Annotated in this window: 22 protein-coding genes; 15 read left to right on the plus strand and 7 right to left on the minus strand. The window is 48.6% G+C overall.

The genetic code is table 11. The annotated features are described in order from the left end of the window. Positions 1-223: 223 nt before the first annotated feature. Positions 224-1237 (minus strand): aldo/keto reductase, encoded by a 1014-nt coding sequence (locus GA003_09590; GenBank protein ID QXD30179.1) that lies wholly within the window; start codon positions 1235-1237, stop codon positions 224-226. A 111-nt stretch (positions 1238-1348) separates the two neighbouring features. On the opposite strand from GA003_09590, the gene GA003_09595 reads away from it, so the two are divergent. After that, positions 1349-2359 carry a DUF1152 domain-containing protein gene (locus GA003_09595; GenBank protein ID QXD30180.1) on the plus strand — a complete coding sequence of 337 codons (1011 nt, stop codon included), beginning with the start codon at positions 1349-1351 and terminating at the stop codon, positions 2357-2359. Positions 2360-2379: 20 nt separating this feature from the next. On the opposite strand, the gene GA003_09600 is transcribed toward GA003_09595, so the two are convergent. Continuing rightward, positions 2380-3309, minus strand: a complete 930-nt coding sequence (locus GA003_09600) for a DUF4350 domain-containing protein (GenBank protein QXD30181.1) — start codon at positions 3307-3309, stop codon at positions 2380-2382. Position 3310: 1 nt separating this feature from the next. Next, positions 3311-4546, minus strand: a complete 1236-nt coding sequence (locus tag GA003_09605) for a glycoside hydrolase (protein QXD30182.1) — start codon at positions 4544-4546, stop codon at positions 3311-3313. A 108-nt stretch (positions 4547-4654) separates the two neighbouring features. On the opposite strand from GA003_09605, the gene GA003_09610 reads away from it, so the two are divergent. Together GA003_09610 and GA003_09615 are read left to right on the plus strand one after the other, a co-directional pair. After that, entirely contained in the window at positions 4655-6418 is a 1764-nt protein-coding gene (locus tag GA003_09610; GenBank protein ID QXD30183.1) for a CehA/McbA family metallohydrolase, read from the plus strand. A gap of 103 nt (positions 6419-6521) precedes the next feature. Further along, entirely contained in the window at positions 6522-6956 is a 435-nt protein-coding gene (locus tag GA003_09615) for a VOC family protein (protein ID QXD30184.1), read from the plus strand. Here the strand turns inward: GA003_09615 and GA003_09620 are convergent. Next, positions 6946-8199 (minus strand): starvation-sensing protein RspA, encoded by a 1254-nt coding sequence (locus GA003_09620; GenBank protein QXD30185.1) that lies wholly within the window; start codon positions 8197-8199, stop codon positions 6946-6948. The two genes, GA003_09615 and GA003_09620, sit on opposite strands and share 11 nt — an antisense overlap. A gap of 108 nt (positions 8200-8307) precedes the next feature. Continuing rightward, positions 8308-9843, minus strand: a complete 1536-nt coding sequence (locus GA003_09625) for a sulfatase (protein QXD30186.1) — start codon at positions 9841-9843, stop codon at positions 8308-8310. A 115-nt stretch (positions 9844-9958) separates the two neighbouring features. Here GA003_09625 and GA003_09630 point away from each other — a divergent pair, with 115 nt between their 5' ends. Beyond that, complete coding sequence (locus GA003_09630; protein QXD30187.1) at positions 9959-10492, plus strand: dihydrofolate reductase family protein; 534 nt, start codon at positions 9959-9961, stop codon at positions 10490-10492. A 45-nt stretch (positions 10493-10537) separates the two neighbouring features. On the opposite strand, the gene GA003_09635 is transcribed toward GA003_09630, so the two are convergent. Together GA003_09635 and GA003_09640 are read right to left on the minus strand one after the other, a co-directional pair. Beyond that, positions 10538-11848, minus strand: a complete 1311-nt coding sequence (locus GA003_09635; GenBank protein ID QXD30188.1) for a Gfo/Idh/MocA family oxidoreductase — start codon at positions 11846-11848, stop codon at positions 10538-10540. Between the two features lie 160 nt (positions 11849-12008). After that, positions 12009-12446, minus strand: coding sequence for a DUF5069 domain-containing protein (locus GA003_09640; GenBank protein ID QXD30189.1), 438 nt, complete (start codon positions 12444-12446; stop codon positions 12009-12011). 491 nt (positions 12447-12937) lie between these two features. On the opposite strand from GA003_09640, the gene GA003_09645 reads away from it, so the two are divergent. The 11 genes from GA003_09645 to GA003_09695 all read left to right on the plus strand — a co-directional run bounded on the left by GA003_09645 (position 12938) and on the right by GA003_09695 (position 25476). Then, positions 12938-14185, plus strand: coding sequence for a glycosyltransferase (locus tag GA003_09645; GenBank protein QXD30190.1), 1248 nt, complete (start codon positions 12938-12940; stop codon positions 14183-14185). Further along, on the plus strand, positions 14169-14507 hold the full coding sequence (locus tag GA003_09650) for a cupin domain-containing protein (protein ID QXD30191.1): 339 nt from the start codon (positions 14169-14171) through the stop codon (positions 14505-14507). Before GA003_09645 ends, GA003_09650 begins: the two co-directional genes overlap by 17 nt. Positions 14508-14693: 186 nt before the next feature. Then, positions 14694-16217, plus strand: a complete 1524-nt coding sequence (locus GA003_09655; protein ID QXD30192.1) for a sulfatase — start codon at positions 14694-14696, stop codon at positions 16215-16217. Beyond that, positions 16214-16369 carry a hypothetical protein gene (locus GA003_09660; protein QXD30193.1) on the plus strand — a complete coding sequence of 52 codons (156 nt, stop codon included), beginning with the start codon at positions 16214-16216 and terminating at the stop codon, positions 16367-16369. The genes GA003_09655 and GA003_09660 overlap by 4 nt, the downstream gene beginning before the upstream one ends. A gap of 45 nt (positions 16370-16414) precedes the next feature. Continuing rightward, on the plus strand, positions 16415-17353 hold the full coding sequence (locus GA003_09665) for an FAD-dependent oxidoreductase (GenBank protein QXD30194.1): 939 nt from the start codon (positions 16415-16417) through the stop codon (positions 17351-17353). A 15-nt stretch (positions 17354-17368) separates the two neighbouring features. Next, the gene (locus GA003_09670; protein QXD30195.1) at positions 17369-17944 is read left to right on the plus strand and encodes an FAD-dependent oxidoreductase; all 576 of its coding nucleotides are present in this window, start codon (positions 17369-17371) and stop codon (positions 17942-17944) included. Between the two features lie 92 nt (positions 17945-18036). Further along, positions 18037-19116 (plus strand): substrate-binding domain-containing protein, encoded by a 1080-nt coding sequence (locus tag GA003_09675; GenBank protein ID QXD30196.1) that lies wholly within the window; start codon positions 18037-18039, stop codon positions 19114-19116. An 88-nt stretch (positions 19117-19204) separates the two neighbouring features. Next, positions 19205-19972 (plus strand): aldolase, encoded by a 768-nt coding sequence (locus GA003_09680; protein QXD30197.1) that lies wholly within the window; start codon positions 19205-19207, stop codon positions 19970-19972. Beyond that, entirely contained in the window at positions 19973-22489 is a 2517-nt protein-coding gene (locus GA003_09685) for a sodium/solute symporter (protein ID QXD30198.1), read from the plus strand. Beyond that, positions 22482-23909 (plus strand): sulfatase, encoded by a 1428-nt coding sequence (locus GA003_09690; protein ID QXD30199.1) that lies wholly within the window; start codon positions 22482-22484, stop codon positions 23907-23909. The genes GA003_09685 and GA003_09690 overlap by 8 nt, the downstream gene beginning before the upstream one ends. Before the next feature lie 109 nt (positions 23910-24018). Then, positions 24019-25476 carry a sulfatase gene (locus GA003_09695; protein QXD30200.1) on the plus strand — a complete coding sequence of 486 codons (1458 nt, stop codon included), beginning with the start codon at positions 24019-24021 and terminating at the stop codon, positions 25474-25476. Positions 25477-25543 lie beyond the last annotated feature (67 nt).

Below are 25543 nucleotides of genomic sequence, written 5' to 3' on the forward strand. Positions count from 1 at the left end.
ACGTAGCGTAGCAAGAATAACAAGGACAAAGAGTTTTCTCTTACCGCTCAATCACGCTAAATGTTCGCTAAACTTTAAGGACGTACTCATCATTAGTACTCTCTTTTATTAGCGTTAAATAAGCGTAGATAAGCGGTTTAAAACACGCCGCTGCTAGCTTTTTTGCCAGAAACCACGTCGTTTAAGTCACTCGTCCCGCGCTCTTCGTCACTCGCGCCGTTTCCTACTCTTCCGGAAGGAAGGGATGAGGTACCTTTAGCTTATGACGGTCGAGAATGGCGTCGACTATTTCGAGGGTGGAGTCGTTCACCCAGCCGTAACCGCCTACGGCATTTTCTTTGGCGTATTGGGCGGTGCGGGCACCGCAGAGAACGTGGGTGATGGTTGGTTGGGCAACGGTCCAGCTGATGACGAGCTGAGGTAAAGTCATATTGAGATTGGCCGCGACGCGGCCCAGTTCGTCGAGCATGAAAGATACCTTGCGACGATTCTCTACGGTGAAGCGAGGACTCCAGGAACGATTGTCATTGGCGTCAAACGTGCGATCCGGTCCGAGGGCTCCGCTGAGTAAACCCATAGCCAAGGGTGAGTATGCGAGCACGGCCACGTTAGTCTCCCGTGCCTTGGGGAACAGTCCAGTTTCATGCTGACGATCGATCATACTGAACATTTCCTGGACGCAACTGATTGAACCTGAGGCCTGGTAGTTATCGAGTTCTTGCTGCGAAACATTGCTCACACCGATGGCTCGAATCTTGCCCGCCTCCTTTTGTTTAAGGAGCTCGGCCATAGTGTCTTCGATCGCGGCGGTTTGGGTCTGCCAATGAGTATGATAAAGATCGATGTAGTCGGTGCGCAGCCGACGGAGTGATTCTTCCAGTTCGAAACGAATGCTTTCCGGACTGAGACATTTGTAAATTTTGTTTCCGGCGCCATCTTCGAAGTTGAACTCCCCTACTTCGACATTCCAGCGGAGGCCGCATTTGGAACTCAGAACCACTTCATCTCGCCGACTTGTGAGCACTTCCCCAACCAATTCTTCCGCATGCCCAAAGCCATATATGGGAGCCGTATCTATAAAATTGATACCTGAATCAATCGACTCATGAATCGCTTCAATGGCCTGAGCGTTGTCGGCTTTTCCCCAACCATCACCGCCGATGGCCCATGTGCCCAACGCCACGACGGATGCCTCGATTCCAGAATCTCCTAAAGCTTTTTTCAATACGCTTGCCATATCAGGTAATCAGACTGTTTCTATTAGTTGTGATCCGGCAAGTGCATTTCACAAAGAAACGACAAGCTTGCATCATTTTCGAATGATTGAATAACTTTTGGGAACATATTTATGGGAAGCGAAGCAAAACCATCACTCATCGAAGCCGCTTTAGGCAAACAGTCAGCACTCATCCTGGGGATCGGCGGTGGTGGCGATGTCATCCAAGGCATACCAGTTGCACGGCTTTTAAAACAACTCGGACTGGAGAAAATTTATTTGGGAGGAGTCGGATGCTCCTGGTGGACACCGGATGGCAATCCTCTCTCCGAAACCTGGGGCACTGCAGTGATGGGTCCGACGGTCTATCAGGTCCAAGATTTGAGCCCGATCGAGTCACTCGAACCACAAATCGTTCAGGTGAAGGCAGAAACCACTTTGGATGGACGTGTGCCTTGCGAAGCTGCTCTGGCAGATACGCTTCCTGGCGACGTGATTTTTATAGCCGGACTCACAGGCGGATCCCAAGGATTAGCAGACAGCTTGAAGGACCTGGTCGAACGTGAAGGCATCGATCTTGTCGTAGGGGTCGATATCGGCTCGGACACTTTCTATGATGGCAAGAACGCCATGCCGGCCAAGACTTCGCTGGTAGATTTCATTAGCATGGGTGCGATGCTCGAATTGGACTGTCCTATCTTTTATGGGGTGGCCGGATACGGTGCCGATGGCGAGATGCCGTTGGAAGAACTGGACGAACGCGTGCAACGGGTGATGGCCGCCGGAGGATACGTGGGCGCTCATGGACTCACACAAGGCGACGTGGCAGCCATGGAAGCCGCTTGCGATCTCTACGGTGATCCCGTGGAACCGATATCCTGGCGGGCGGCCAAGGGCGAACACGGCTGGAAGAATGTCTGGACCCACGGTCCCTGGGGCACGGCGGTCAAAGTCACACCTATAGCTGCCGTCATGCTCTTCTTCGATCCACGGACTATGGCCCAGGTGAATTCAACCGGAATTCTGGCGATTCAAAAATCCACCAGTTTAGCCGAAGCAGAAGCGATCTTTAAGGAAGAGCTAAACCAGTATCCCGAATCGAAGTTGCATCCGACGATCGAATTTTTCCCGGAGGAAGGCTAGCTGCGGGAGATCGCAAAATCTCAGAGACCTTCCAAGTCGCTGAGCCAGTGCATGACATTGAGGAGTAATTTATAATTTTGATCGGCATGTAAGGCAGCCATACCCATGGGACGTTTTTGGGGACCGGCAAGCTGAGCTGTAAAGGAAGCTGCTTCTCCAAATACAGCTATGCGCCCTTCTCCCACTTTCATGATGGCTCCCTGGCACCAGCCAGAGATATCTATCTCTTTAGTGCCTTTAACAAACCTCCAAGCCTGTTTGGGCTCTTTGGAAACGGACTTGTCTGGAAAGACCAGAACTTGAGTGGCTTCCTCGGGTGGCTGAAAGGCGGATCCTGTGAAGGTAACCATTTTGGTGATACGCTCAGTTTCATTTCGCCCTTTAGTAATCACACAATCCATTAACCCGCTACCGGGTTTAAATTCATCAGGTTCTCGCCCTAGACTGTGTCCCAAATAAGCAAAACCGTTGCTGAATTTGAAGCCAAAGGCCTCCGCAAGTTTTCCACCGCCTCCCGGGAAGGGCATGTGATCCAGAATGAGAAACAATGACCCACCCTGCTCCACCCATTCCTTGACTGCTTCAATCTCTTTATTGGTATAGGCAGATGGAGTTGGTAACTTCCAATTGCGGTCATTGCTTTCATGTATCGGATTCGCAATGACAAGAATATCGAGAACACTTAGTTGCTTTGTGGAGAAAGCCTTCCCAATACGTGCAACTCGATAGCCGTCTCGCATCACTAGATTAGCAAACGCAGCATAACGACCAGTAGCCGTGTGGAAATTGGTATGGGCCTCGTCAATCCCCACCCTGGGTCCCTCACCTTTTTGGTAGGCCGGATTTCCTATCGGTGGATTGTAATCCAAGTAGGGAACCTGTTGAGCGAACACAATGTTCACCATCATCAAACCAGCAAAACTTAACCAAACTATTTTCGAAAGCTTCATTCTATTGAGATGTGAGTTGCTTGAGATCAGAACTCAAAGAAATGGCGGTTGATATTTTTGCCTTCTTGTCCAGATCAGCGAGCTTGAATCGGACACTCATTATATACGGTTGCTCGTGCTCCGTCCAATGACCGTAAGTAACTACAACGAAAGTCCCGTCGGGCAAAATTTCAACTCCTGGGCATGTGGTATCATAGCCTTTCTTGTTATCCATAAGCCGAACGACATACTGGCCAGGCGTTCCGTTAACCAAATCATCATAAGTTCCAACCCAGCCGGCCCAATTACCGTTTGTTGGCATTTTCTTCCGGTCTTTCGAACTGTCTTGGAATTTAAATCCCTTGGTCGGGGTGACTCCGCGAAATGAAATGAAGAGCCGGCCATCGGGACCATACTTTCCCGTATGACGATCTCCAGTCAGACTAATGGGAAGTTCCCATGGTTCTGACCAGGTCTTTCCTTCGTCGTTTGAGAAAATGATGTGTGAGTTTTTAACCCGTCGATTTTCACGAAGCAGGACCGCGAGTTGCTTGCCATCGGGTGATCTGATCGTTCCAGGTTCACAAAGATGGATCTCGGTATCTTTGTAGATCGTTTTTGGTTGTCCCCAAGTAATTCCACCATCGGTGGATGACGTCTGGTAGAGAGTCATCATCGTGGGATCCTGGCGTTTACTGTTCTCCCTAATGAAACGACGGTCGTCGTGAAATAGACTCGTGTAATGACCAGGCTTGTTGGCGATTGGGAAGTAACTGCCCATCGTGACAATACCACCAAAGTCTCCAATGGGATTTAATTCAGACCAGTTGAGTCCGTCGTCTTCAGTGACTGCCATACGGATGGGATACAAACCGGAGGACATGATGATACGTTTCTTGCCCTTCGCATCGGTAACGCGGTGCAATGTGGGCACCTCTCGTGAGCTCACCCACGAACTTGGTGTCGGTAATCGTTCCGACCAAGTCAGTCCGCCATCGGTTGATCGCTTGTAGACGAGCCCGCCCTTTCCATGCCCTTTAGGATAAACCACAAGAATTGTTTTCCCGTCATCTAACAAACAAGTACTCGGGTGCCCCAGATATTGGCCTGCTTCTCGATCGACTAAGGTTTGTCGGTAGTAGTCATCCGCAAGATCGATAAAGGGGATTTGGATTGGGGTTCCAAAAGAAATTCCACAGCCTAATACTAAAAGAAAAATGCCGGAGGAAAATCGGAGAATTAGCTTGGGGTAGAACACGAAGACAGAATCTTACAGTTGCAGCAATATCAGGAAAGAGAAAAGAATCAGTGATTCAATTCTGTAACGAGATTGCCAAATACTCCACAAGTTCACTAAACCATTACTATGCTCATTTATCGATCGGTAATCGTAACTACCTTTCTTTTTTTGCTCTCCGCGCTGATTCTTCAAGCTCACCCCGGAGCCCATGGAACTCAGAGAATCGCTCCGAACAATCAAACGGTGCCTTTGGACATTGGTACCATTCCGACCATTCCTGAGGAAGAGCTCGTCATCATGAAAGCGAAAGTCGTCAATGCCCATTCCGGGGTCCTTCTACCCCACCGTATACGCATTACAGATTCGCAAGATCGATACTACCCTCCCATTGGTCATACAGAACTCGGCGAGCTCGAAGGACATGCAGATAATGTCACTCTGGAACCCGATCTGATAAACCGTGGCAACAAAAGTTGGGCGATGATTGAAGATGGGAAGTTTACCGTCCGCCTGCGAGCTATCGATGGTTATTCGGTGCGTTTGTTTCATGGGTTTGAATTCACCCAACCAGTTTACGAAATGAATTTATCCGGCAAAGCCGGGCAAACGATGGAACGGACATTTGAGCTCAAACAACACATAGATATGCAAGCCCGAGGTTGGATGAGTGCTGATTCTCATGTGCATTCACTTTCACCTGAAGGAGCCATGCGACAGATGGCTGTGGAAGATGTCGATTATACCAACCTCATGTTTATCGGCCCCAAGCATCCGCTCTACACACGGGGAATGGTAACTGGAAAGCCAAATCCTGTTTCGACTAAAGATCGCATTGTCTACGTGTCCCAGGAAGTGCGAGACATGGAGCAAGGACATATGACTTTGATGGGGATGCAGGAGCCTATCGAGCCCGTGCTTGTATATACCGGCACGGGTAAGAACGAACCTGAGCCTCGCTCCAATGAACCGCTCAACTGGCAGGTGACTGAGCGCATGCATTCTCAGAAAGGACTGGCTTTTCACGCTCATTACCTTTTCTGGCCGGGCTATGGTTCAGCAGTCGGAGGAGCACTGTCCCTTCTGGACGGCTTGGAGTGGACTAGCACGGACATCGTCAACAATCGTCGACGCACGAGACAAGGTTTGGTCATCCCCGGTTACGAAACCAAACCCACCGGATTTGATTCAGGACAACTTTATTACCGTATGCTCAATTGCGGGGTGCGACTTCCTCTCATAGGTGGCACGGATAAGATGTCTGCCGCACGACCAGTCGGTTCGGTGGCAAGAACTTATGCCAAGGTCGATGAATGGACGCACGACGGACTCATGAACGGTATTCGGGAAGGAAATACCTTTGTAAGCAATGGTCCGCTGCTCTTCTTTTCAGCCAACCGCGCTTCTATGGGCGGTGAACTTAAATTCTCTGGCGAAGGGCCCTTCATGATAGAGATTCGCGGACGTTGCATTACTCAACGCCCCGTCAACTACCTGCAGGTCGTCCACAACGGCAAAGTCATACACGAGGTGCGCACGGAAGACTACCAGCTTCGCTTGAAGCTCTTCCTTGAACTCAATGTAACAGAATCCGGCTGGATCGCTCTGCGTGCCGGTGCTGACCAACCCGATCCCGAAGATTGGTGGAACTACACCATGGCGGCGCACACCAGTCCGATCTATATCACGGTGAGTGACGAATCACCTTCAAACGCCGAAGACGCGGAATACCTTCTAGCTCGATTAGACAAGACGCTCGAATGGGTAGAAACGGAAGCCATTTGGTCTAACTCCAAGACCAAGCGAGAAGCGATCGAGTCGTTTAAGAAAGCCCGAAGTTTCTACGAGGAAGCAAAGCAGGGTCAAGGCATTAGATTATTCAAAAAAGAGTAGAACCATCTCAATTCTTGCCGAACAACAAATCTTATTCTGTGGAGTTCTCAGCAGATGCATTCGAACTTGGAAAAATACAACCCATCCCTTACAGTCTCCTCTTATGAACCTGACACCCTTTCACATCGCCGTTGCGGTCCGCGACATCGCAGAAACCAGAGATTTTTATGGAAACAAACTCGGTTTCCCTGAAGGCCGCAGTGCGGAGAACTGGATCGACTGGAATATGTTCGGGCATCAGTTTGTCACGCACCTTAATCCGGAGTTGGGTCCTGATGGAAAAGTGCCAGCACTCTACAATCCGGTGGACAACCACGGCGTGCCCATTCCTCACTGCGGCGTCATCATGCAATTCGAAGATTGGGATCGATTCGCCAAAAACCTGGAAGGTGTCATCACCGAGTACATCATCGAGCCTTACATTCGCTTCAAGGGACTTTCCGGGGAGCAAGGCACTCTGTTCTTTGCCGACCCCTCAGGGAATGCCCTAGAGTTTAAAGGCTTTCGCAATATCGAAGAGGAACTCTTTAAGGCCTGACTGGTGTCCCGTCTGGTCTTCGCATAATGGGTCGATACCAGGGTTCTTTTGGCAGAGGATATTTGGCGGCCTTTTCTTCATCGATATCCATTCCGAACCCGGGAGCTTCGTTGATGATCATGTAGCCGTTCTCAAATTTGGGGTAGTTTGAAAATACTTCCTGAGTTTCAGGACCGAAGTAGGTTTGTTCCTGAATTCCAAAGTTCCAAATGGCAAGATCGATATGGGCGTTTCCAACGTGTCCGATCGGTGAAGTGTTTCCTGGGCCATGCCAGGCAGTACGGACATTGAACCACTCTGCGAGACGTGCCACTTTCATCGCCGGCGTGATGCCACCGATTTGAGAAATGTGGATACGCACGAAGTCAATGAGTCGATCAGTGTTGAGACTAACCCATTCGTGCGGATTGTTAAACAGTTCTCCCATGGCAAGAGCACATGAGCTTTGCTCACGAAGAATTTTGAAGTATCCGATATCCTCAGGAGCAAATGCATCCTCAATAAAGAAAGGTCGGTACTGCTCGAGCTCTTTGACCAGATTGACGGCTTCAATAGGCGGAAGCAATTCATGGATATCGTGCAGAAATTCCAGGTTTTCACCAAATTCATTGCGCGCCATTTCAAAAATCTGCGGCACAATCTTCATGTATGGACGAATTTGAATTTCAGTATCCGAGGGTACTCCGAATCCAGCTTTACGAAAATCCGGTTCTCCCTTCGCGAGATGAGGCGCCCCATAAAGACCAAATTGAATTCGAATGTGACGAAATCCTTGCTCTTTAAATTTAGTGATACTATCTTTGAGCTCTGACATATCGTTGCCAGAAGCATGACCATAGCAGTCCACTGCGAACCGGCATTTGCCGCCTAAAAGCTGATACACGGGAAGACCTGCTCGCTTCCCCTTGATATCCCAAAGCGCTTGGTCGAGCCCTGCCAAAACCGTGTTCAGGATGGGACCATTCCGCCAATAAGTGCTGACGTTCACCGTCTGCCAGATATCCTCAATATTATCAGGATCCTTTCCCTTCAGAAGAGGATCAAGGTATTCATCGACAGCGGCGGTAAGCGTAGCGTAACGTCGAATACCGGTTGCACAACCAATTCCCCAGAGACCCGGTTCGCTGGTCTCAACCTTCACGACGCCGTATCCGGTTCCATTCGGATAGGTGTGAATAATCTTAACCTTGGTAATTTTTATCGGCTCCATGGCTGGAGTGCGATCATTGAAGTTCTGGGCCACAACTGAGTTGCTGCTGAGCGCATTTCCGAGGAGACCAGCAGCGCCTCCAGTTGTTAGAAGAGATAGGGCTTCGCGTCTATTCTTAGGGTATTTGAGGGATGGGGCATTTTAGTCTGTATAATTCGGTAAAGATAGATTCTCCCACGTACCCACATCTTGATACATGGTTTGCGTTTGGCGCAGCTGGCCTGTCATCTGCGCAATCTGCATGGCATACTGGGGATCGTCATACGCGTTTCGAAGTTCATGAGGATCTTCCTGAAGATCAAAGAATTCCCAGTATTCATTCTCACTGTAGTATTCGATTAATTTGTAGCGATCGTTGCGGATACCTCGGTGAGGACCCACCCGGTGGGCAGTGAAAAAGTTAAAGCTGGGATCACTGAGATCAGCCTGACTAAACCCGCTCATCGCCCAGGTGTTTTCATAATAGGAATAGTAAACGTGGTCCCGCCAATCGAACTCTTGATCCAAAACCAGAGGCTTCAGGCTCTCACCCTGCATCACCTCAGGCACATCAATTCCGGCAAAGTCCAGAATAGTTGGAGCCACATCCACGTTCATGATCATCCGTTCTTCTTCCTGACCCGCTTTTACCTTTGCAGGATATCGCATAAGAAAAGGAATTCTAAGCGAAGGCTCGTACATGAAGCGTTTGTCGTACCATCCATATTCACCGAGATAGAATCCATTGTCGGTCGTATAAATGACCAAAGTATTTTCGGTTAACCCGTTGTCATCCAAATAATCGAGCACACGCCCGAGTCCCTCATCGATACTCACGACGGCACGATTGTGGTCCTTTACGAATCGCTGAAAAATCCACTCTTTCTTCTCGGCTTCCGTCATATCACCGAAAACGTCACCATAATCACGGGCAATACTCTGCTCGAACTTCATATCAGCGGCTTTCCCAGCAACCAGACGAGTGGCGTAATCGTCATTAAAAGTTTCGGGATGTGGTAAATCCTCAGACAGGAGATCCTCGTGGCGAGGAGCCGGCGTAAACGGACGATGCGGTCCTTTGTGTTGGTAGATCAGACAAAATGGATCGTCACCGTCGAGGCCTTTTAGGTATTCCAGCGCTTTATCGGTGATGATATCTGTTACGTAACCCTTAAAATTTTTGCGTTCTCCGTTCTCGATCATTTCAGGGTCAAAATAGAGCCCCTGCCCCGGCAGAATACATGAGTAATCAAATCCACGAGGATCGTGCGGAAGGTGCCATTTTCCCACGATACCTGTCTGATAGCCTGCCGCCTTCAGCAGCAACGGAAAAGTTGGAAGGTCGGGATCGAGTCGTTCAATCTTATCCTTGGACTCCGAGTTACCCATGATCCCGTTCATATTGGACAAGCACCCGGTAAGAATGGTTGCTCTAGCCGGAGCACAAAGCGAATTTGTGCAAAAGGCGTTTTTAAACCATACTCCCTCCGCTGCTAAACGATCCAGATTCGGCGTCTGCACAAACGAGTTACCAGTCAAACTCATTTGCTGATGCGTATGATCATCCGTCATCACGAAGATGATATTGGGACGCTTAGCCTCTTTGGTGTGGGTCTCGGATTTGGAGCAACCGAAACAGAGTGCCAAACTCAGCGTGAATATAGGTAAGAGAAATCGCGGGGATAGATAGAAGAGCATAACTCATTAAAAACTAACTGTCCGGCGTTCGATTGTGCGAGTGTAATTTGCAAGGTATTTGGAAAACACGTTTTATTGACTTGTAGAGCAGTGAATCGACCCAAAGCCTGAGGACATGCCCCAAGTCATTTACCATGTCGCATCCAGCTTGGATGGATTCATTGCAGACAAGGACGGAAAAGTAAATTGGTTGAATAGCTTCAATGCTTTTGATGACAAAGAAGTAATGGAAGATTTTCAGAGACAAATGAGCTCCTTCGATGGGATTCTTCTAGGTGGTGGAACTTACGACTTTGTATTGGATCATGGTAAATGGATGTCACCGGGAACACCCACTTGGGTTGTTTCATTCAGAGATCTTCCCATTTTAGACCCATGCATTCAACTATCCACCGACACTCCAACTGCTATCATGGACGAAATCAGGGCTACAAAGCTTGATCGTATTTGGCTGATGGGTGGGGGAAAACTGGCTGCATCATTCCTGGAAGCTGGCCAGATCGATGAAATCAACCTGACAATCGTCCCTGTCTTCCTGGGACAAGGAGTACCGCTTATCTCAACAACCACTAAAGATCCAAAGCTAACACTCAAGGAATCCAAGAGTTACTCCAATGGATTTGTGAGCGTGAGGTATCAGGTCGGGTGAATGCCCGGAATAACCGCAAGCTTCCAAATAAAGTTACGACCAAAACTAAGCCCAATCCGTCCGTGACGGTCGGTTCCGTAATGCATTGGCGTGAGCATCCTGTAAGAAACTCTCCTTCACAGGATCCCATCGCAAGGGTCGCTTCAACTCGATAGCGATATTGGAAAGGTGACACAAGGTGGCCGATCGATGACCTAATTCTACCCCGGCATGTAAATGCTCGGCCATTCTTGAACGCACACAATCAAACCAGTTTCGAAAGTGCCCTCCCTTGGTATGCCTCATTTTGATAGCTAAATCCTTGGAGTAACGACGAATCAACTCCTTGGGAGTCGTATACAACTCGCCACGATTTACATAGAGCTGCCCTTCTGTTCCATAGAACGTTACTCCGTTCTTGCCAGTTTTGAGATGCATGGTTACTCCGCTCGCGTATTCGAAATCCACATCAATATCAAAGAATGACGTATGACGTGAACCAAAAGGGTTCCTCTCACCCATTCCGCGAATCATAACAGGACCGGTATCATCGGTCCCGAGCCCGGATTGAGCCGTATCCAAAAAATGAGCTCCCCAATTAGCAATTTCTCCCCCAGATATTTCAGGAACAAAACGAAAATTGTAGTGCACTCGTTCAGAATGGTAGTCACTCCAGGGAGCTGGACCAAGCCACATGTTGTAATCCAACTCGGGAGGTATGGGTTCTGCTTCCCATACTTCAGCGTTTCCAGAGCGCGTCTTTATAGAGACCTCTACATGCTTAACCTCACCGATCAAGCCATTGCGCACAATTTCTGATGCAATGACAAAACGCTCGTCTGATCGTTGCTGACTACCTACCTGAACAATCTTTTGGTGTTTGTTTGCCAATTCGACCAATTCCCTTCCCTCATTAATATGCAATGAAAGCGGTTTTTCTACATAAACATCTTTCCCAGAAAGGATGGCAGCCTTGGCGATCGGAACATGCCAATGATCGGGCGTTGCAATGACCACCCCATCGATCTCGTCATTTTCCATGACTTCTCGAAAATCTGGCACACCCGAAATACCATTGTATTCATATTTCCCATACTGCTGGGCATATTGCACGGAAGCCGTTTCGATCGCTTCACTCTGAACCTGACCATCCACATCGCAAATCGAAACAAGTTGACAGTCTTCAGAACTAACCAAGGTCGGAAGATGGATACGACCTCCTTGATTTTTGGCACCTATCAAGGCCAATTGAATGCGATCATTAGCAGATCGCTGACTGACTTTATTGGCACTGGCAGCAACCGTTGAGATTAAACTTGAGGAGGTGGCTCCAACCGCGCTCAGAGCAGTAAGCTTTGAAAACTGTCTTCTATTCATACAATTATGGGGCTATTTTATTTATCATCATTAGAATATCGAAATGGCGGCATTTGTCGAGAATTGGCATGAATCTTTGTGCGCACCAGACTAAAAAACCTGTTTGTCAAGCCGAGCCCAAGAAACAGGTTTTGAATTAAGAAATGGTTAGTTTCGGGTACTACCCGGCAATTTCCTCTTTATGGAAGATTGCCCAGTCATCTAAATTGTTTAGATTCACGGCATCCCGTGCGGCGCAACTGTCATCACTCAAACTGGCACATTCAAAAATTTCTGCCCGAGTTCCATCGTCATGAATGTAACCCTCAACAGCTGCATTGTGAGCAGCAATATCTGCGTCGGCTTTCATATTCGATTTAACCCATGCTTCAAACTCCACGTAGCTGGGCTTACTCTCAGCAATCTGGGCCAAGGTAGCATCTTTATCTAAGCCCAAGGCATCCAAGGTCATTTGATCATAGCCATCTCCACAGGCTGGGTATTCATTGTGTAGTTTTCCGGCTGCTCCTAAGGAGGCTTTTTGCCAGAAACGAGGTAGATGGAGAACGCCAAGAGGTCCGGCAACTCCGGAGCTAATTGTAGGAACGATATTACTCATAATGATTGATTGAGGATTCGAATTTGTTAAGATAACTGGCCATTCCAGAGACTGAACGAATAGTATTATAAAATTAGTCTATTTAATAAAAAAGGCCAAGACCAAAGATTTTAAGGGTTTATGGGCCTTTTACTCATAAAAAAAGTGTAACCCTTTCAAGGCCCCGAACAGATCGCTTTTGTTTCATATTTTTCTGAATAGTCATTACCGCATCAAAACACCTGTCACACTCATTCAACATTCTGTCCCTACTATGATTTTGATTGATAATGTCTATATTATCTTTGAGGAATCAACCAACGACCTAGGGCATAAAGCTGATAGGACAAGCCCTTCAACGCAGTCATGAATGGGCAGACAGAGCACTCTCACAATGCATCTCTCACACAGGTTTGTTCAATCAAGCAGCGAGCGAGCCAAACCGAACAGCCATCGAATAGTCGGAGTTTCCCGCTCGAGTTGAACGATGCTCATTTTCCTCCTCAATTTTCATGAATCTCGCCGGTAAACGCCTCCTCATTTGCGAAGAAGCATTGATGCACTATGATGGGCATTTTCATGCCTGGGTTAAGTCTATCAAACACATCAACGAACAAGCGGGCGTTAAGGTTGAGACTGCAGGCAGTAAGTTCATAAATGAAACCATCGAAAAAGACCTGTCCGCTAAACGTGTTTATTCTAAGAATAGCTGGGACAATATCTACCATTGCCCACAACCCTGGAAACGCTACCTGGGAGTGATTAAACACAACCGCTTAATTTATAAAGAGACTAAAACCTTCTTAGAATCAATAGATCCAGCAGATTGTGTTTTAGTTCCTGCTGCGCGTATCCACCATCTAATTGCCTGGCGCCGATTGTGTAAAAAATTCTTAGGCAAAAAATTTAAGCGTTTGGTGATATTTATCATCACCAGCGAGGCCGTCTACAACGAGGACTATACCCAATACAGCTTTAAGAAGTCTTCCAATCTAATTAAGCACGTCCTGAGAAGTTTCAAAGATGAGATCGCTAGCGGTGAAGTCGTTTTTGCCGGTGACAGTCAAATCACCAGTGAAGAGTACAAAACACTGTCAAATGTCCCCTTCAAACTGTTTCCGAGTCCAGGTATGGCATTATCTCAGGCATTACTTTCGTCCAATGAACCACGGCCCGGGAACAATGAGTTGGTGTTTTCAATTTTAGGATTATCGGTATACGACAAAGGAATTGATGCCTGGCAGGAAGTAGTTATACGATTCCTGGAAAGAAACTCATCTGAAAATGTTAAATTCGTTTTTCAATGGGCACAACCTACAATTAGCTACGAAGGCGAAAGAATATACCCCGATGAGCGTCTGATAAATTCTGACAAGGTGACCGTTCTTAGGGAAATACTCAGCGAGCAAGATTATAACTCCTACTTTAAAAATTCCGATTTTATTGTTCTACCTTACCGATTAAAAACCTATTTCAACCGCACATCAGGAGTCATGGTTGAAGCTGCCTGCTCAGGGATACCTGTTATCGTAACTGAAAACACATGGCTTTCCTGGGCAATGAAAGAGTATGGAGTTGGCTTAACTGCAAAGGAAGCTGACGTGGATGATCTATACAACAAACTGCTCTACGCGATCAATCATCAGAAACAGCTTAAAAAAGAAGCAGAGGCCCGACGCCCCTTAGCTTTAGAATGTCATTCTACTGAGAAATACCTTCATTGCCTCTGGAATGGCAAAGGCCATGAAGAAGGTTACTAACGATAGCGCGATCCTGTCACCGGTTTCTCACGACACGCACCTTCAAAAGAAGGTCTTCTTAAAAAAGAACGACGTTCGAGGAATTCTTCAATGGGCCACTGTGACACTAGAATCGGGTGTAACGGTCAGTGAGCACTCCCATAAAGATGCGCGCGAAGTATTTCAGATACTGTCGGGAACCGTTGAAGCCATTATTGATGGAAAAACAAGCAGTCTTTCCGAAGGAGATGTTCTAGTCATCGATCCAGGCGAAATCCATTCGTTTCACAATAAAACAAGTAAACCGTGTCGCATGGTCTACACCTTGCTTGAGACGCTCTAAGCTGCTCAGTAAAATATCAGAGAGTTTACGGTCGAAAAAGACGCTCTTGTCAGAATACATTGGTTTCCTAATGCTGATGAACCTGCATAAAAGAATCCCAGTTTCCTGCTGAGATTCCTTAACTAACATCTAAGACACTCAAGATCCAACAGCTCGTTCAGCGATCGAACACTACCCCATGTGCAAATGAATACCGCACGAATTGCATTCCTGATCTTCACTTTTAGCTTTCCGTTCTTGGCGTATGGAACTGAACAAGCCCCAAAGAACGTCCTCATGATCTCCGTCGACGATATGAGGGACTGGACCAATTTTCTTGGAGGCTATGAAGGCGAGGTCTTCACACCGCATATGGATAGACTAGCCGAGCGGGGCATTAATTTTACCAACGCCCACTGCCCGTCTCCCGTATGTAATCCGAGCCGGAATGCGGTTATGACAGGGCTTATGCCTTCGACGACCGGAATTTATAACAACGGCCAGTGGTTGCGCGCTAACTACCCCGACAAAGCGACCTTACCGAGGTATTTTATGAATCAGGGATATCAGGTCGTAGGGACGGGAAAAAGCTTTCACCACACCGCAGGAAACAATCCTCCGGATCAATGGCATGCCTACCATCGGTTTTCCTGGGTGGACTTTCCCTGGACCCGGTCGAACAAGCTGGCTTACCCGTGGACAAAATGGATGCCACCACCCGAAGGCTATCCTTTTAGTAAAGTGGAGTATCTCCGGGGAAAGGAAGAGCGGGACTGGGGTATTTTACCAAAAAAGGAAGAAGACTATGACGATGTAGTCGTAGTCGACTATGCCGTAGATTTCCTGAACCAGTACGAAGGCGAAAAGCCATTTTTTCTCTCAGTCGGGACTTTTCATCCCCACCTACCATGGTATATTCCGAAACGCTTTAACGATCTCTATGCAGGCTCGGAAATCCACTTGCCCGAAGCCCCGGAAAATGACCTGGATGACCTACCACCTATCCCGCAAAATTGGGCAGAACGACGGCGCGACGAAATGGATGCTGCCAAGGAAGCTGGCGAATGGGAAGAAGCTGTTCGATGCTACTTAGCGAGTATCTCGTTTGCGGATGCCCAAATCGGTCGGGTAATTGGGGCTCTCGCCGAATCTCCTCACGCCGACAACACGATAATTATTCTCTGGTCAGACCACGGCTGGCATCTGGGAGAAAAGAATCATTGGCATAAATCAACCCTGTGGGAAGAAGCCACTCGCGTGCCCTTCATTATAGCAACTCCCGGAATGAAACAGGCCGGTCAGAGCTCGAGTCGCCCTGTAAACCTCGTATCCATTTATCCAACACTTGTCGGATTACTCGACCTGGAAAGCGACATTGATTTTGACGGACCCGACCTGGCTCCCCTACTGGACAATCCAAACGCTGCCTGGCCGCACGCCAGCCTCATTGACTTCGGCTACGGCAACACGGCAGTTCGAGACGAGCACTGGCGCTACATTCGTTATAACGACGGCACGGAGGAATTGTACGACCACCAGACTGACCCAAACGAATGGAAGAATCTGGCTGCCGATCAGGCGTATCAATCAATCAAGGGCGAACTGGCAAAACACTTGCCAACATTTTATGCAGAGGATGTTCCCAGCAAGGATGGCTTTATCTTCGATCCCGATAATTGGACATTCACCAACAAGAAAACCGGGCGGGTTATCCACGGAAACAAAAAATGATCTCTAGCTCAAAAAGTAGCCATGGTCGCAAGACCATGGAGCTTCCGTATTTTTTTCAATGGTGTCACCACCATCGCTACATCATTGCACTCCTATGGGTCATCTTCTTGCCTCAACTTATTCAGGCCAAGGACTACGACCTATGTATCTAAGGCGCGACCTCGGGAGGAGTAGCAGCAGCTATACAAGCAGACCGTATGGGAAAATCCGTTGTTCTGCTGGAACCCTACCAGCACGTAGGTGGCATGACTTCGAGTGGCCTGAGTGTCCTCGACGTCGGAAACCCCGCTACCATCGGTGGCATTGCCCGCGAATACTTCTTAAAACTCGCTGCACGCTACGGTAAAGATCTCAAGTTCGATAATTACTTCGCCCATACCGGCGGCGACCTTGTCATTGAACCCAGTGGAGCGGAAAAACTGTTCATGGAGTATATTGAGGACAGTAACATTACTCTTCGCTTTGATAAACGAATCAGGTCCGCCCAAATGGACGGCACCAGGATACTCTCCATAACCATGACTGACGGCTCCTACTACCAAGCCAAGGTATTCATCGATGCCACCTATGAAGGCGACCTGATGGCGGTAGCAGGAGTGAGTTATACGACCACTCGAGAAGCCAATGCGGTCTACAATGAGACGGGAAATGGATTTAGTCTGAAAAAATACAATCCCTCCATCTACTGGGGAGTGCCCGGAAAGAACGGCCGAAGAGCCGACCGAAAAGGTATCTGGGACCGCGATATCCCGATTTCACCTTACATCGATCCCACGGACAAAAACAGCGGATTGCTTCCAACCATAAAGCCCTACAACGGAGAAAAGAATGGAGAAGAAGCAGAAGGCGTTCAGGCCTATTGTTTCCGCCTTTGCATGACGGATAATCCCAACAACCGCATCCCTATCACCAAACCAGACAACTACGATCCCTGGAATTACGAGATACAACGTCGTTTCATCCAGGCCTGTCTCCTACAAGGAGACGACATGCACATACGCTGGTTCACCAAGCTCGATCCCTTGGTGAATGATAAATGGGATTTTAATACAGCCACCTTTGGATCAAATATCCCAGGGCTGAGCTGGGACTGGCCCGATGCCGATTGGGATCAGAGACAGGAGCTTTACGACTAGCAGCGGGACTACCATATGGGCCTTCTCTACTTCCTGGGCAGCGATCCGGTGGTTCCGCAAAAGCTAAAGGAACAAGTTCGCTCCTTCGGACTTTGCAAAGACGAGTTTACCGACAATGGTGGTTGGCCTTACCAATTGTATATACGAGAAGCACGCCACATGGTCTCCGACTTAGTATTAACAGAACATCACTGCAAAGGAGCGGTCGTTGATGACAAACCTGTAGCCATGGCTTCCTACGGTATCGACATTCACGAGATTCAAAGAATCGCCTGCCAAGACCTGGTATTTCGAGAAGGCAAGAGCCCGGCCAGCGTTCGGGTCAAACCCTACGGCATTGGCTACGATGCGATTGTTCCGAAAACGAGTGAGTGCACCAATCTTCTTGTTACCTTTGCCGTCTCCGCCAGCCATGTCGCTTTTGGCTCCGTCCGTATAGAACCCACCTTCATGATGTTGTCCCACTCCGCAGCTACTGCGGCTTGTCAGATGATCGATCATCACTCTACTATCCAAGAAGTAGACTACGCTCGGCTGCGCCAAAAGATACTCGAGGACGGCCAAATACTTTCACTACCTGCTCCAGAGTAGGAAGACGTTTATCGGTTCCTGATTTACTTTGTCGGCATCTGTCCACATTGTGTACCAATTCAGTTACCCACTCCTATTGATCAGCACCCAAGATGACCTTAACCAGGCAATTGCTCCGTAATGACGTTCTAGCAGAGCTAAAATCAAACATCGCCAATAAGAATTGGCGAAATACATTGCCGAGTGAACGTCAACTGACCGACCAATTCCAGGTGAGTCGAGGGACCCTTCGGTACGCTCTCAGAATACTGCAGGAGGAAGGCATCATTGCATCCATCCCGGGATCAGGCTACCTCATAAAGAAACGGATTAAGCAAGAATTCCCCCAAACCGAAGCCGTATCCATCGGTATCCTTATTGGAGCTCAGGAGGAGAACGAAGAAGCCAGAAGTCTGACCTGGATTCCCGCATTACAGCACCGCGTAGCCAAACGCGGCTGGAATGTGTTTATCCATGACAGCATCCCAGAAATCAGTCGTTCACCTGCCACTGGGTTAAAGAAACTGATCAAATCAACCAACCACAAATGCTGGCTACTAATCCGTTGCTCTAAGAACATACAAAGCCAATTCAGGAACCAGAGCATTCCAGCTATCATTTGCGGATCTCCTTTTAGAGGAATTGATCTTCCAAGCATTGATTTAAATTACGAAGCGATCGGACGACATGCAGCAGGCCTACTTGCATCCAAAGGTCATCAACGTATTGGATACGTGCGCAGCAGAACGGTGTTTCCCGGCGACCAGGAATGCTTGGCCAGTTTCAAATCCACGCTACTCAATAGCAGCGCGAAGCCTTCATTAAAAATCGTCCGTCATGCGGTCGAAGCTCATGATTACAGAGCGACCCTCGAACAAGTGATATCAGGAAACAATCCAATAACCGCCCTGTTCATTGATTCCCCCTTTCAGTATTTAAGAATCTTTACCCAGGCCCTTGAAATGGGAATTAAAATTCCCTCCGACCTATCCCTAATCAGTCGTCACGAATGTGATTTTCTCCATCACCTGAGCCCCAAGCCTGCTTGCTATGAATTCAATCCCAGAAAACGAGCGGTAAAGATCCATCAAATCCTGGAAGAGCGCATACAAGGGGATACCTTAAGAAATCATCGAACCTTATTGATTCCAGAATTCAGAACCGGAAAAAGCATCAAAAGAACTAAAACCTAAACCTAATCTCTCGTTTGGTACCTTGAGTGTACCAATCGATCTGACTAGCGATAAGCCTGCAGCTAAAACTAAATTTCAATCCACCACTATGCGATCAAGTAAGGTAAAACAAATCTGGAATGACGGGGGATTGGCTCTTGGAACTCTCGTAAAATCAACCGACCCGGTTCACACCGAAGCGCTATGCCAGATGGGCTTCGATTTCCTTTGGTACGACTTGGAACACAATGACAAGAGCGTCGAAACATTCGCAAACCTCTGTCGAGCCGCGAGGGTTGGCGATGTAGATGTCCTCGCACGTCCTGCACGCTGGGAAACCATGCGCATGGGTCGCATGCTTGAAGCAGGTGCCCATGGAATCATGTACCCTCGCTGCGAATCAGCCGAGGAAGCCAGAGAAGTTGTCCGCTGGTCCAAATTTGCTCCGCTAGGCGAACGTGGATTTGACGGTGGGAGTGCGGACAATAATTTCGGAGCGTATCCGGCAGACGATTACACTGAAAGAGCGAACCAGGAAAACTGGCTCCTTATCCAGATCGAATCACCAGCCGCCCTACCCCATGTCCGGGAAATCGCAGAAGTCGAAGGAGTCGATGGCATCTTTTTCGGACCTGGAGACTTCTCACTACTTTCCGGGAAGCCGGGCCAGATCAAACATGATGACGTTCTCCAAGCCGCCAAACAAATCGCTGATGACACACTGGCTGCTGGAAAAATATTTGGGACTCTGGTTTTTGATGCCGAGCACTCCCAATTCATGCAAGATGCCGGCGCGAAGTTGATCATTCACGGTGCAGATATTCTATACTATAAGAGTGCCTACACCCAGCTTTTGGAGGAATACGGAAGACCATAAATGAAACGCAACTTACTCATCTTTGTCCTCCTTTCTCTAACATCGTGCTTCATAAACGCGTCAGAATTTCTCGATTGGGAGCAACTAGCTGACCTACCTCCCGTTGGTAACCAGACAGATGCACTGGGTGTAGCGGGTCCCTACGTGGGCGTTCATAACGACGCCCTCATCGTGGCCGGTGGAGCCAACTTTCCGAAGCCCTACTGGGGAGAAGACAAAGTATGGCACGATGATATCTGGGTACTGGAACGTTCAGGTGAATGGACCAAAGGTGGCAGTCTACCACTTCCACTCGGTTACGGCGCGTCTGTTTCCCTGCCTGATGGCGTGGTTTGCATGGGCGGCAACGACGCGGCTCAAACCTACACAGACGTTTTCATTCTCAAATGGGACCCATCCAGTAAATCTATCAGCCAGGAGTCCCTCCCCAGCCTACCCAAGAGACTCGCCTTTTCCATGGCGGCTACCATCGGCAATAAAGTCTACGTAGCGGGTGGCACCGAAACAAACGCCCTATCGTCCGCTCTTAACAATCTCTGGATGCTCGACATGGACAATCTTGCCACAGGCTGGCAAGTGCTTCCCTCATGGCCAGGTCCCGCCCGTGGACTCAACCTCGTCACTGCCCAACACAATGGGAGAGAAGAACAAATCTTCATGTTTAGCGGTCGCCTGGAGAAAGAAAATGGAGAACTCGAATTCCTCAAAGACGCCTACGCCTATAGCCCCAGAAGCAATGAGTGGAAGCAGTTGGCCGACTCCCCTGCCTGCCTCATGGCTGGCGAAGCCTTTCCCGTTGGAGAAAATCATATTTTCGTAGTCGGTGGGGCCGACGGCTCACTCTTTCATCAAGCCGACGACTTAAAAGACGATCATCCCGGTTTTCCCGAAAAAGCATGGGCTTACAACGCCCTTACGGATACATGGCAAGAGGGCGGTGACATTCCTCAGAATCACGTCACCACCCAGGTAGCCAAATGGGGAGATGATTACATCATTGCCTCGGGAGAAATTCGCCCTCGTGTTCGAACGCCAAATATATGGAAAGTCTCAACTCCATTTGCCTCTTCTTCTTTCGGTACTCTAAACTGGATAACCCTCATAGTCTACATGTGCGCTTTGATCCTAATCGGTTATTATTGCGCAAGAACGACTAAAACAACGGACGACTTCTATGTGGGCGGACGGTCCATCCCCTGGTGGGCAGCTGGTATGAGTATTTTCGGTACAACCCTTAGTGCCATTACCTACCTCGCCCTTCCAGCCAGAGTCTATGGTACAAGTTGGTCCGCCATCTTGCTAAATGCCGGCATCATCATAGTCGCTCCACTGATCGTATACATTTACATACCTCGTTTAAGACAACTCAACGCCGTTACGGCGTATCAATTCCTTGAAGATCGTTTTGATCTGGGCCTTCGATTGTTTGGAAGCGCTTCGTTCATCGTTTTTCAACTGTTTCGCATGGGCATTGTGGTGTTTCTTCCAGCGCTCGCGCTTTCAGCGGTTACTGGATTCAACCTCACCCTCTGCATCGTCTTGATGGGGTTGATCGCCACCGTCTACACTGCCTTCGGTGGCATCAAGGCCGTCATCTGGACCGACGTGATTCAGGTGGTAGTTCTAATCGGCGGCGCCCTGCTCGCACTGGGGTTAATCGTCACTCAGTTAGACGGTGGCTTTTCGGCTCTGGTATCTTTAGGAAAAGAATCCGGAAAGTTTGAGATGCCGGCGATTGAATGGTCCTGGGCTACAGACTCATTCATGGTATTAATTCTGGGAGCCATCTTCTCAAATGCCTTAGTCCCCTACACGTCCGATCAGGCAGTCGTTCAACGCTACCTGACCACGAGCACCGAAAAGGAAGCGCAAAAAGCGGTTTGGACCAATGCGCTACTGGCTATTCCAGCTTCATTCATTTTCTCACTCATGGGGATCGCACTGTTCGTCTTTTATAAAACCAATCCTGATTTACTCGGTCCTCTGCAAAAGAACGATCAAATCCTGCCTTGGTTTGTCGCAAACCAAATGCCAGCAGGATTAGCCGGGCTTGTCATAGCAGGAGTATTTGCCGCGGCCATGTCCAGCCTGGATAGCAGTATGCACTCTATCTGCACTGCCGTCTCCAACGATTTTATCAAACGATTCCGCGACCATTGGAGCGACAAAGACCAACTGATATTTGCCCGCAAACTCGTAGGCTTCCTTGGAATCCTCGGAACTGTATTTGCCCTTGTGCTCTCCTCAATGGACACCGGACATATATTCGATTTATTAGTAAGTATCCTGGGCCTCATCGGCAGTCCTTTAGCAGGATTATTTCTACTCGGACTCTTCATAAAACGAGCCAGCCACATCCATGCCTGGATGGGTGTATCCTGCAGTTTATTAGCCATCCTCTACAGCAAATACTTCACTGATCTCAATGGACTCTTATACGGATTGGTCGGTATTGGTGTATGTGTTGGAATAGGATTCCTAACTTCCTTAATCATTCCTCAGAAACAAAATGCATAGGAGTACATACTTTTTCCTCGCCCTTTGCTCTCTGCTCTTTGCTCTGCGAGCTGATTCAGCTCGCATGAACGTATTGTTCATCGCCATCGATGACATGAACGATTGGACAACGTTGTTTGATAAATCCAATCCCATCCAAACTCCTAATCTCGAACGACTGGCAGAACGCGGCACCTTCTTTGCGAGAGGCTACACAAACTCACCTGCCTGCAATCCTTCTCGTGCATCTATTCTAAGCGGTGTGCGTCCCTCTTCCAGTGGTGTCTACAACAACAGCAGTAACTGGAACAAGGCGATGCCGGATGTCACCATCCTGCCTCAACATTTTAAAGACAACGGATACAGAACCTACGCCTCGGGCAAGATTTTCCATCATCACGGCACGGCGTTCTATCGCTACGAAGCCTTTGATGAATATGTCGAATTCCCCACTAAACAACCTGATCGGCCCATGCCGGCCAGTGGCAATTTAAACGATATCAAACAATGGACTCGTCAGGACGGAAGAAAAGGATCTGTGAGTCGGAATTTTGACTGGGGGATCTACCCACCTGATGAAGATTTTCATATCGACAACCGAACGGTGAATTGGGCCATTGATAAAATCAAGAACGCGGAGGGGCCCTTCTTTATAGCCACCGGGATCTACCGCCCACACATGCCCTTCTATGCACCTCAGGCTTGGTTTGACCAATACCCCATGGATTCATTTCAACCACCAATCATCAAAGAAGACGATTTGGACGACTTACCCGAACCCGCGATCGCAATGTTGCGAGCCCGCAGTTTCATGAGTACGTTCGCCGCGGAAAAAGCCCGCAATCCAAACATCTTTGACGAGGCCGTTCGGGGTTATCAGGCGGCATCCAGTTTTGCGGATCATAATGTCGGTCGACTGATCGATGCCTTGGATGCCAGTGGACATGCTGACAATACCATCATCGTCCTATGGTCAGACCACGGCTTCCATGTAGGCGAAAAGGAAAATTGGGAGAAGTTCGTTCTTTACGAAAAGGCGACTCGCATCCCTTACATCATCGTCGCACCCGGGTTTAAGGAAGGCCAGGTCAGCCTTCGACCCGTATCACTCATTGACCTCTACCCCACCTTGGTGGAGCTGTGCGGCTTACCAGCACCAGAACACCTGGAAGGAGATAGCCTGACCCCGCTCCTAAAGAACCCAAATGCGACAAAAGATCCGGTCATCATCACTTACGGCCAGGATAACCATGCGATACGCAATGACCGATATCGGTATATTCGGTACGCCGAGGGAGATGAAGAATTGTATGATACTGAGAACGATCCTCATGAATGGAATAATCTGGCCAATAAAACTGGTAGCCGAAAAATTATGGATGAACTTGGCAAATGGATTCCAGAAATGAATGTCGGAGAAATCGGGAGTGCAAAACAATGAGTTTATATAAAAACAGCAATGGTCTTAAGACAATTGAAGGTAGGGCCCGATCGCCGAGCGGGCCGCAACCCAAAGGCACACGGCCCGCTCGGCGATCGGGCCCTACCCTATGACTTTCCAAATAAAAGCTCTTCTTCTCTTCGCTCTCAGTGCTTTGCTCTCTGCTTTGAACGCACAGCGCCCAAACGTCCTACTCATCGTCTCGGAAGACAACGGCCAGGAACTGAGTAGCTATGGCGAACCTTATGTACGAACTCCGAACCTGGATAAGTTGGCCAGTGAAGGCGTCCTGTTCAAAAACGCCTACGTAGCACAAGCCGGATGTAGTCAGTCGCGGGCCTCTTTTCTCACCGGACTCTATCCTCATCAGAACGGGCAAATCGGATTAGCCACCTGGAAATTCCGCATGTATGATGAGAACACACCGAACTTGTCCCGCAGTTTTAAAGAAGCCGGCTATCGAACGGGAATCATTGGTAAGCTCCACGTCAATCCAGAGTCAGCCTTCCGCTGGGATTTTGAGGCCATCAGCAAGTCGAATTTCAACCGGGATGACCTGCCTGGATACGAGAGAGAAGCGAAGACCTTTATAAATGCTGGCGATGCACCGTTCTTCCTGAGTATCAATTACCCGGACGCACACCGGCCATTTATACCTCAGGTGGACGGCATTCCAAGCAAACCGTTGACCGGTGAGGACGTAACACCTCTGGACTATTTCGGTCTCGATAATAAACAGCTTCGCCAAAACACGGCGGATCATTACAACTGTATGATGCGTTTGGATACGCTTATTGGCGATCTCCTTCAGGTTCTGGAGAAAAGCGGGAAAGCCGAAGATACCCTAGTGGTGTATATCGGAGATCACGGCGCAGACATGCTGCGCGGCAAACGCACCTCCTATGAAGGCGGGACACGCATTCCCTTCATCGTTCGCTGGCCGGGACAAACGAAAACCAACCTTATATCAACCGAACTGGTTTCTCTCATCGATCTGGCTCCCACCGTCCTTGAAGCCACAGGAACAGCTCCCATCCCCAATCTCCCCGGTCGCTCGTTGATTCCCCTTCTCAAAGGGGAACACACGGAATGGCGCACTCACCTGTTTACCGAATTCCATATTCACTCGGCTCACAATTACTACCCCCAACGAACCATTCAGAACGATCGTTACAAACTCATTTTAAATTTAATGCCTGGAATCACGAATCCGGGTTACCAATTTACCAACAATCGTTTCTTCGATAGTTTAATGGATACAATAAACCTGGCTCCGGAACCGATTCGATCCGCTTACTACCAGATGGAAAAGCCGGCCAAGCTTCAGCTCTACGACTTGAAAAACGATCCGCACGAATTTAACAACCTCGCCAACGACCCAAAGCATAGTCGCATCCTGGCGGACCTACAGGCTCGTCTACAACAATGGCGTGAAGAAACAAACGATCCGATGCTCAATTACAACAACGTCCTGCGTCTCAAAGCCGAAGTCGACGCCTGTTTCGTAGACGGGCAGCCTGATAAATCGAAACTGACTTTAACTTACACCGATTATTTTTTTGAATAGCTGGATTGGTAAGGGCTTAATGCCCCGATATTCGATTCCTGTCCGAGCGATCGCGGGGTAAACCCGC

The sequence above is a fragment of the Opitutia bacterium ISCC 52 genome (assembly GCA_014529675.2).
Classification (GTDB): Bacteria; Verrucomicrobiota; Verrucomicrobiia; order Opitutales; family UBA2995; genus UBA2995.

Coding starts and splice junctions, on each gene's coding strand:
- GA003_09675 (QXD30196.1), top strand. CDS start 18,037: ATGACCTTAACCAGGCAATTGCTCCGTAATGACGTTCTAGCAGAGCTA.
- GA003_09630 (QXD30187.1), top strand. CDS start 9,959: ATGCCCCAAGTCATTTACCATGTCGCATCCAGCTTGGATGGATTCATT.
- GA003_09640 (QXD30189.1), bottom strand. CDS start 12,446: ATGAGTAATATCGTTCCTACAATTAGCTCCGGAGTTGCCGGACCTCTT.
- GA003_09615 (QXD30184.1), top strand. CDS start 6,522: ATGAACCTGACACCCTTTCACATCGCCGTTGCGGTCCGCGACATCGCA.
- GA003_09670 (QXD30195.1), top strand. CDS start 17,369: ATGGGCCTTCTCTACTTCCTGGGCAGCGATCCGGTGGTTCCGCAAAAG.
- GA003_09645 (QXD30190.1), top strand. CDS start 12,938: ATGAATCTCGCCGGTAAACGCCTCCTCATTTGCGAAGAAGCATTGATG.
- GA003_09650 (QXD30191.1), top strand. CDS start 14,169: ATGAAGAAGGTTACTAACGATAGCGCGATCCTGTCACCGGTTTCTCAC.
- GA003_09695 (QXD30200.1), top strand. CDS start 24,019: ATGACTTTCCAAATAAAAGCTCTTCTTCTCTTCGCTCTCAGTGCTTTG.
- GA003_09665 (QXD30194.1), top strand. CDS start 16,415: ATGGGAAAATCCGTTGTTCTGCTGGAACCCTACCAGCACGTAGGTGGC.
- GA003_09655 (QXD30192.1), top strand. CDS start 14,694: ATGAATACCGCACGAATTGCATTCCTGATCTTCACTTTTAGCTTTCCG.
- GA003_09600 (QXD30181.1), bottom strand. CDS start 3,309: ATGAAGCTTTCGAAAATAGTTTGGTTAAGTTTTGCTGGTTTGATGATG.
- GA003_09690 (QXD30199.1), top strand. CDS start 22,482: ATGCATAGGAGTACATACTTTTTCCTCGCCCTTTGCTCTCTGCTCTTT.
- GA003_09590 (QXD30179.1), bottom strand. CDS start 1,237: ATGGCAAGCGTATTGAAAAAAGCTTTAGGAGATTCTGGAATCGAGGCA.
- GA003_09680 (QXD30197.1), top strand. CDS start 19,205: ATGCGATCAAGTAAGGTAAAACAAATCTGGAATGACGGGGGATTGGCT.
- GA003_09595 (QXD30180.1), top strand. CDS start 1,349: ATGGGAAGCGAAGCAAAACCATCACTCATCGAAGCCGCTTTAGGCAAA.
- GA003_09635 (QXD30188.1), bottom strand. CDS start 11,848: ATGAATAGAAGACAGTTTTCAAAGCTTACTGCTCTGAGCGCGGTTGGA.
- GA003_09610 (QXD30183.1), top strand. CDS start 4,655: ATGCTCATTTATCGATCGGTAATCGTAACTACCTTTCTTTTTTTGCTC.
- GA003_09625 (QXD30186.1), bottom strand. CDS start 9,843: ATGCTCTTCTATCTATCCCCGCGATTTCTCTTACCTATATTCACGCTG.
- GA003_09660 (QXD30193.1), top strand. CDS start 16,214: ATGATCTCTAGCTCAAAAAGTAGCCATGGTCGCAAGACCATGGAGCTT.
- GA003_09685 (QXD30198.1), top strand. CDS start 19,973: ATGAAACGCAACTTACTCATCTTTGTCCTCCTTTCTCTAACATCGTGC.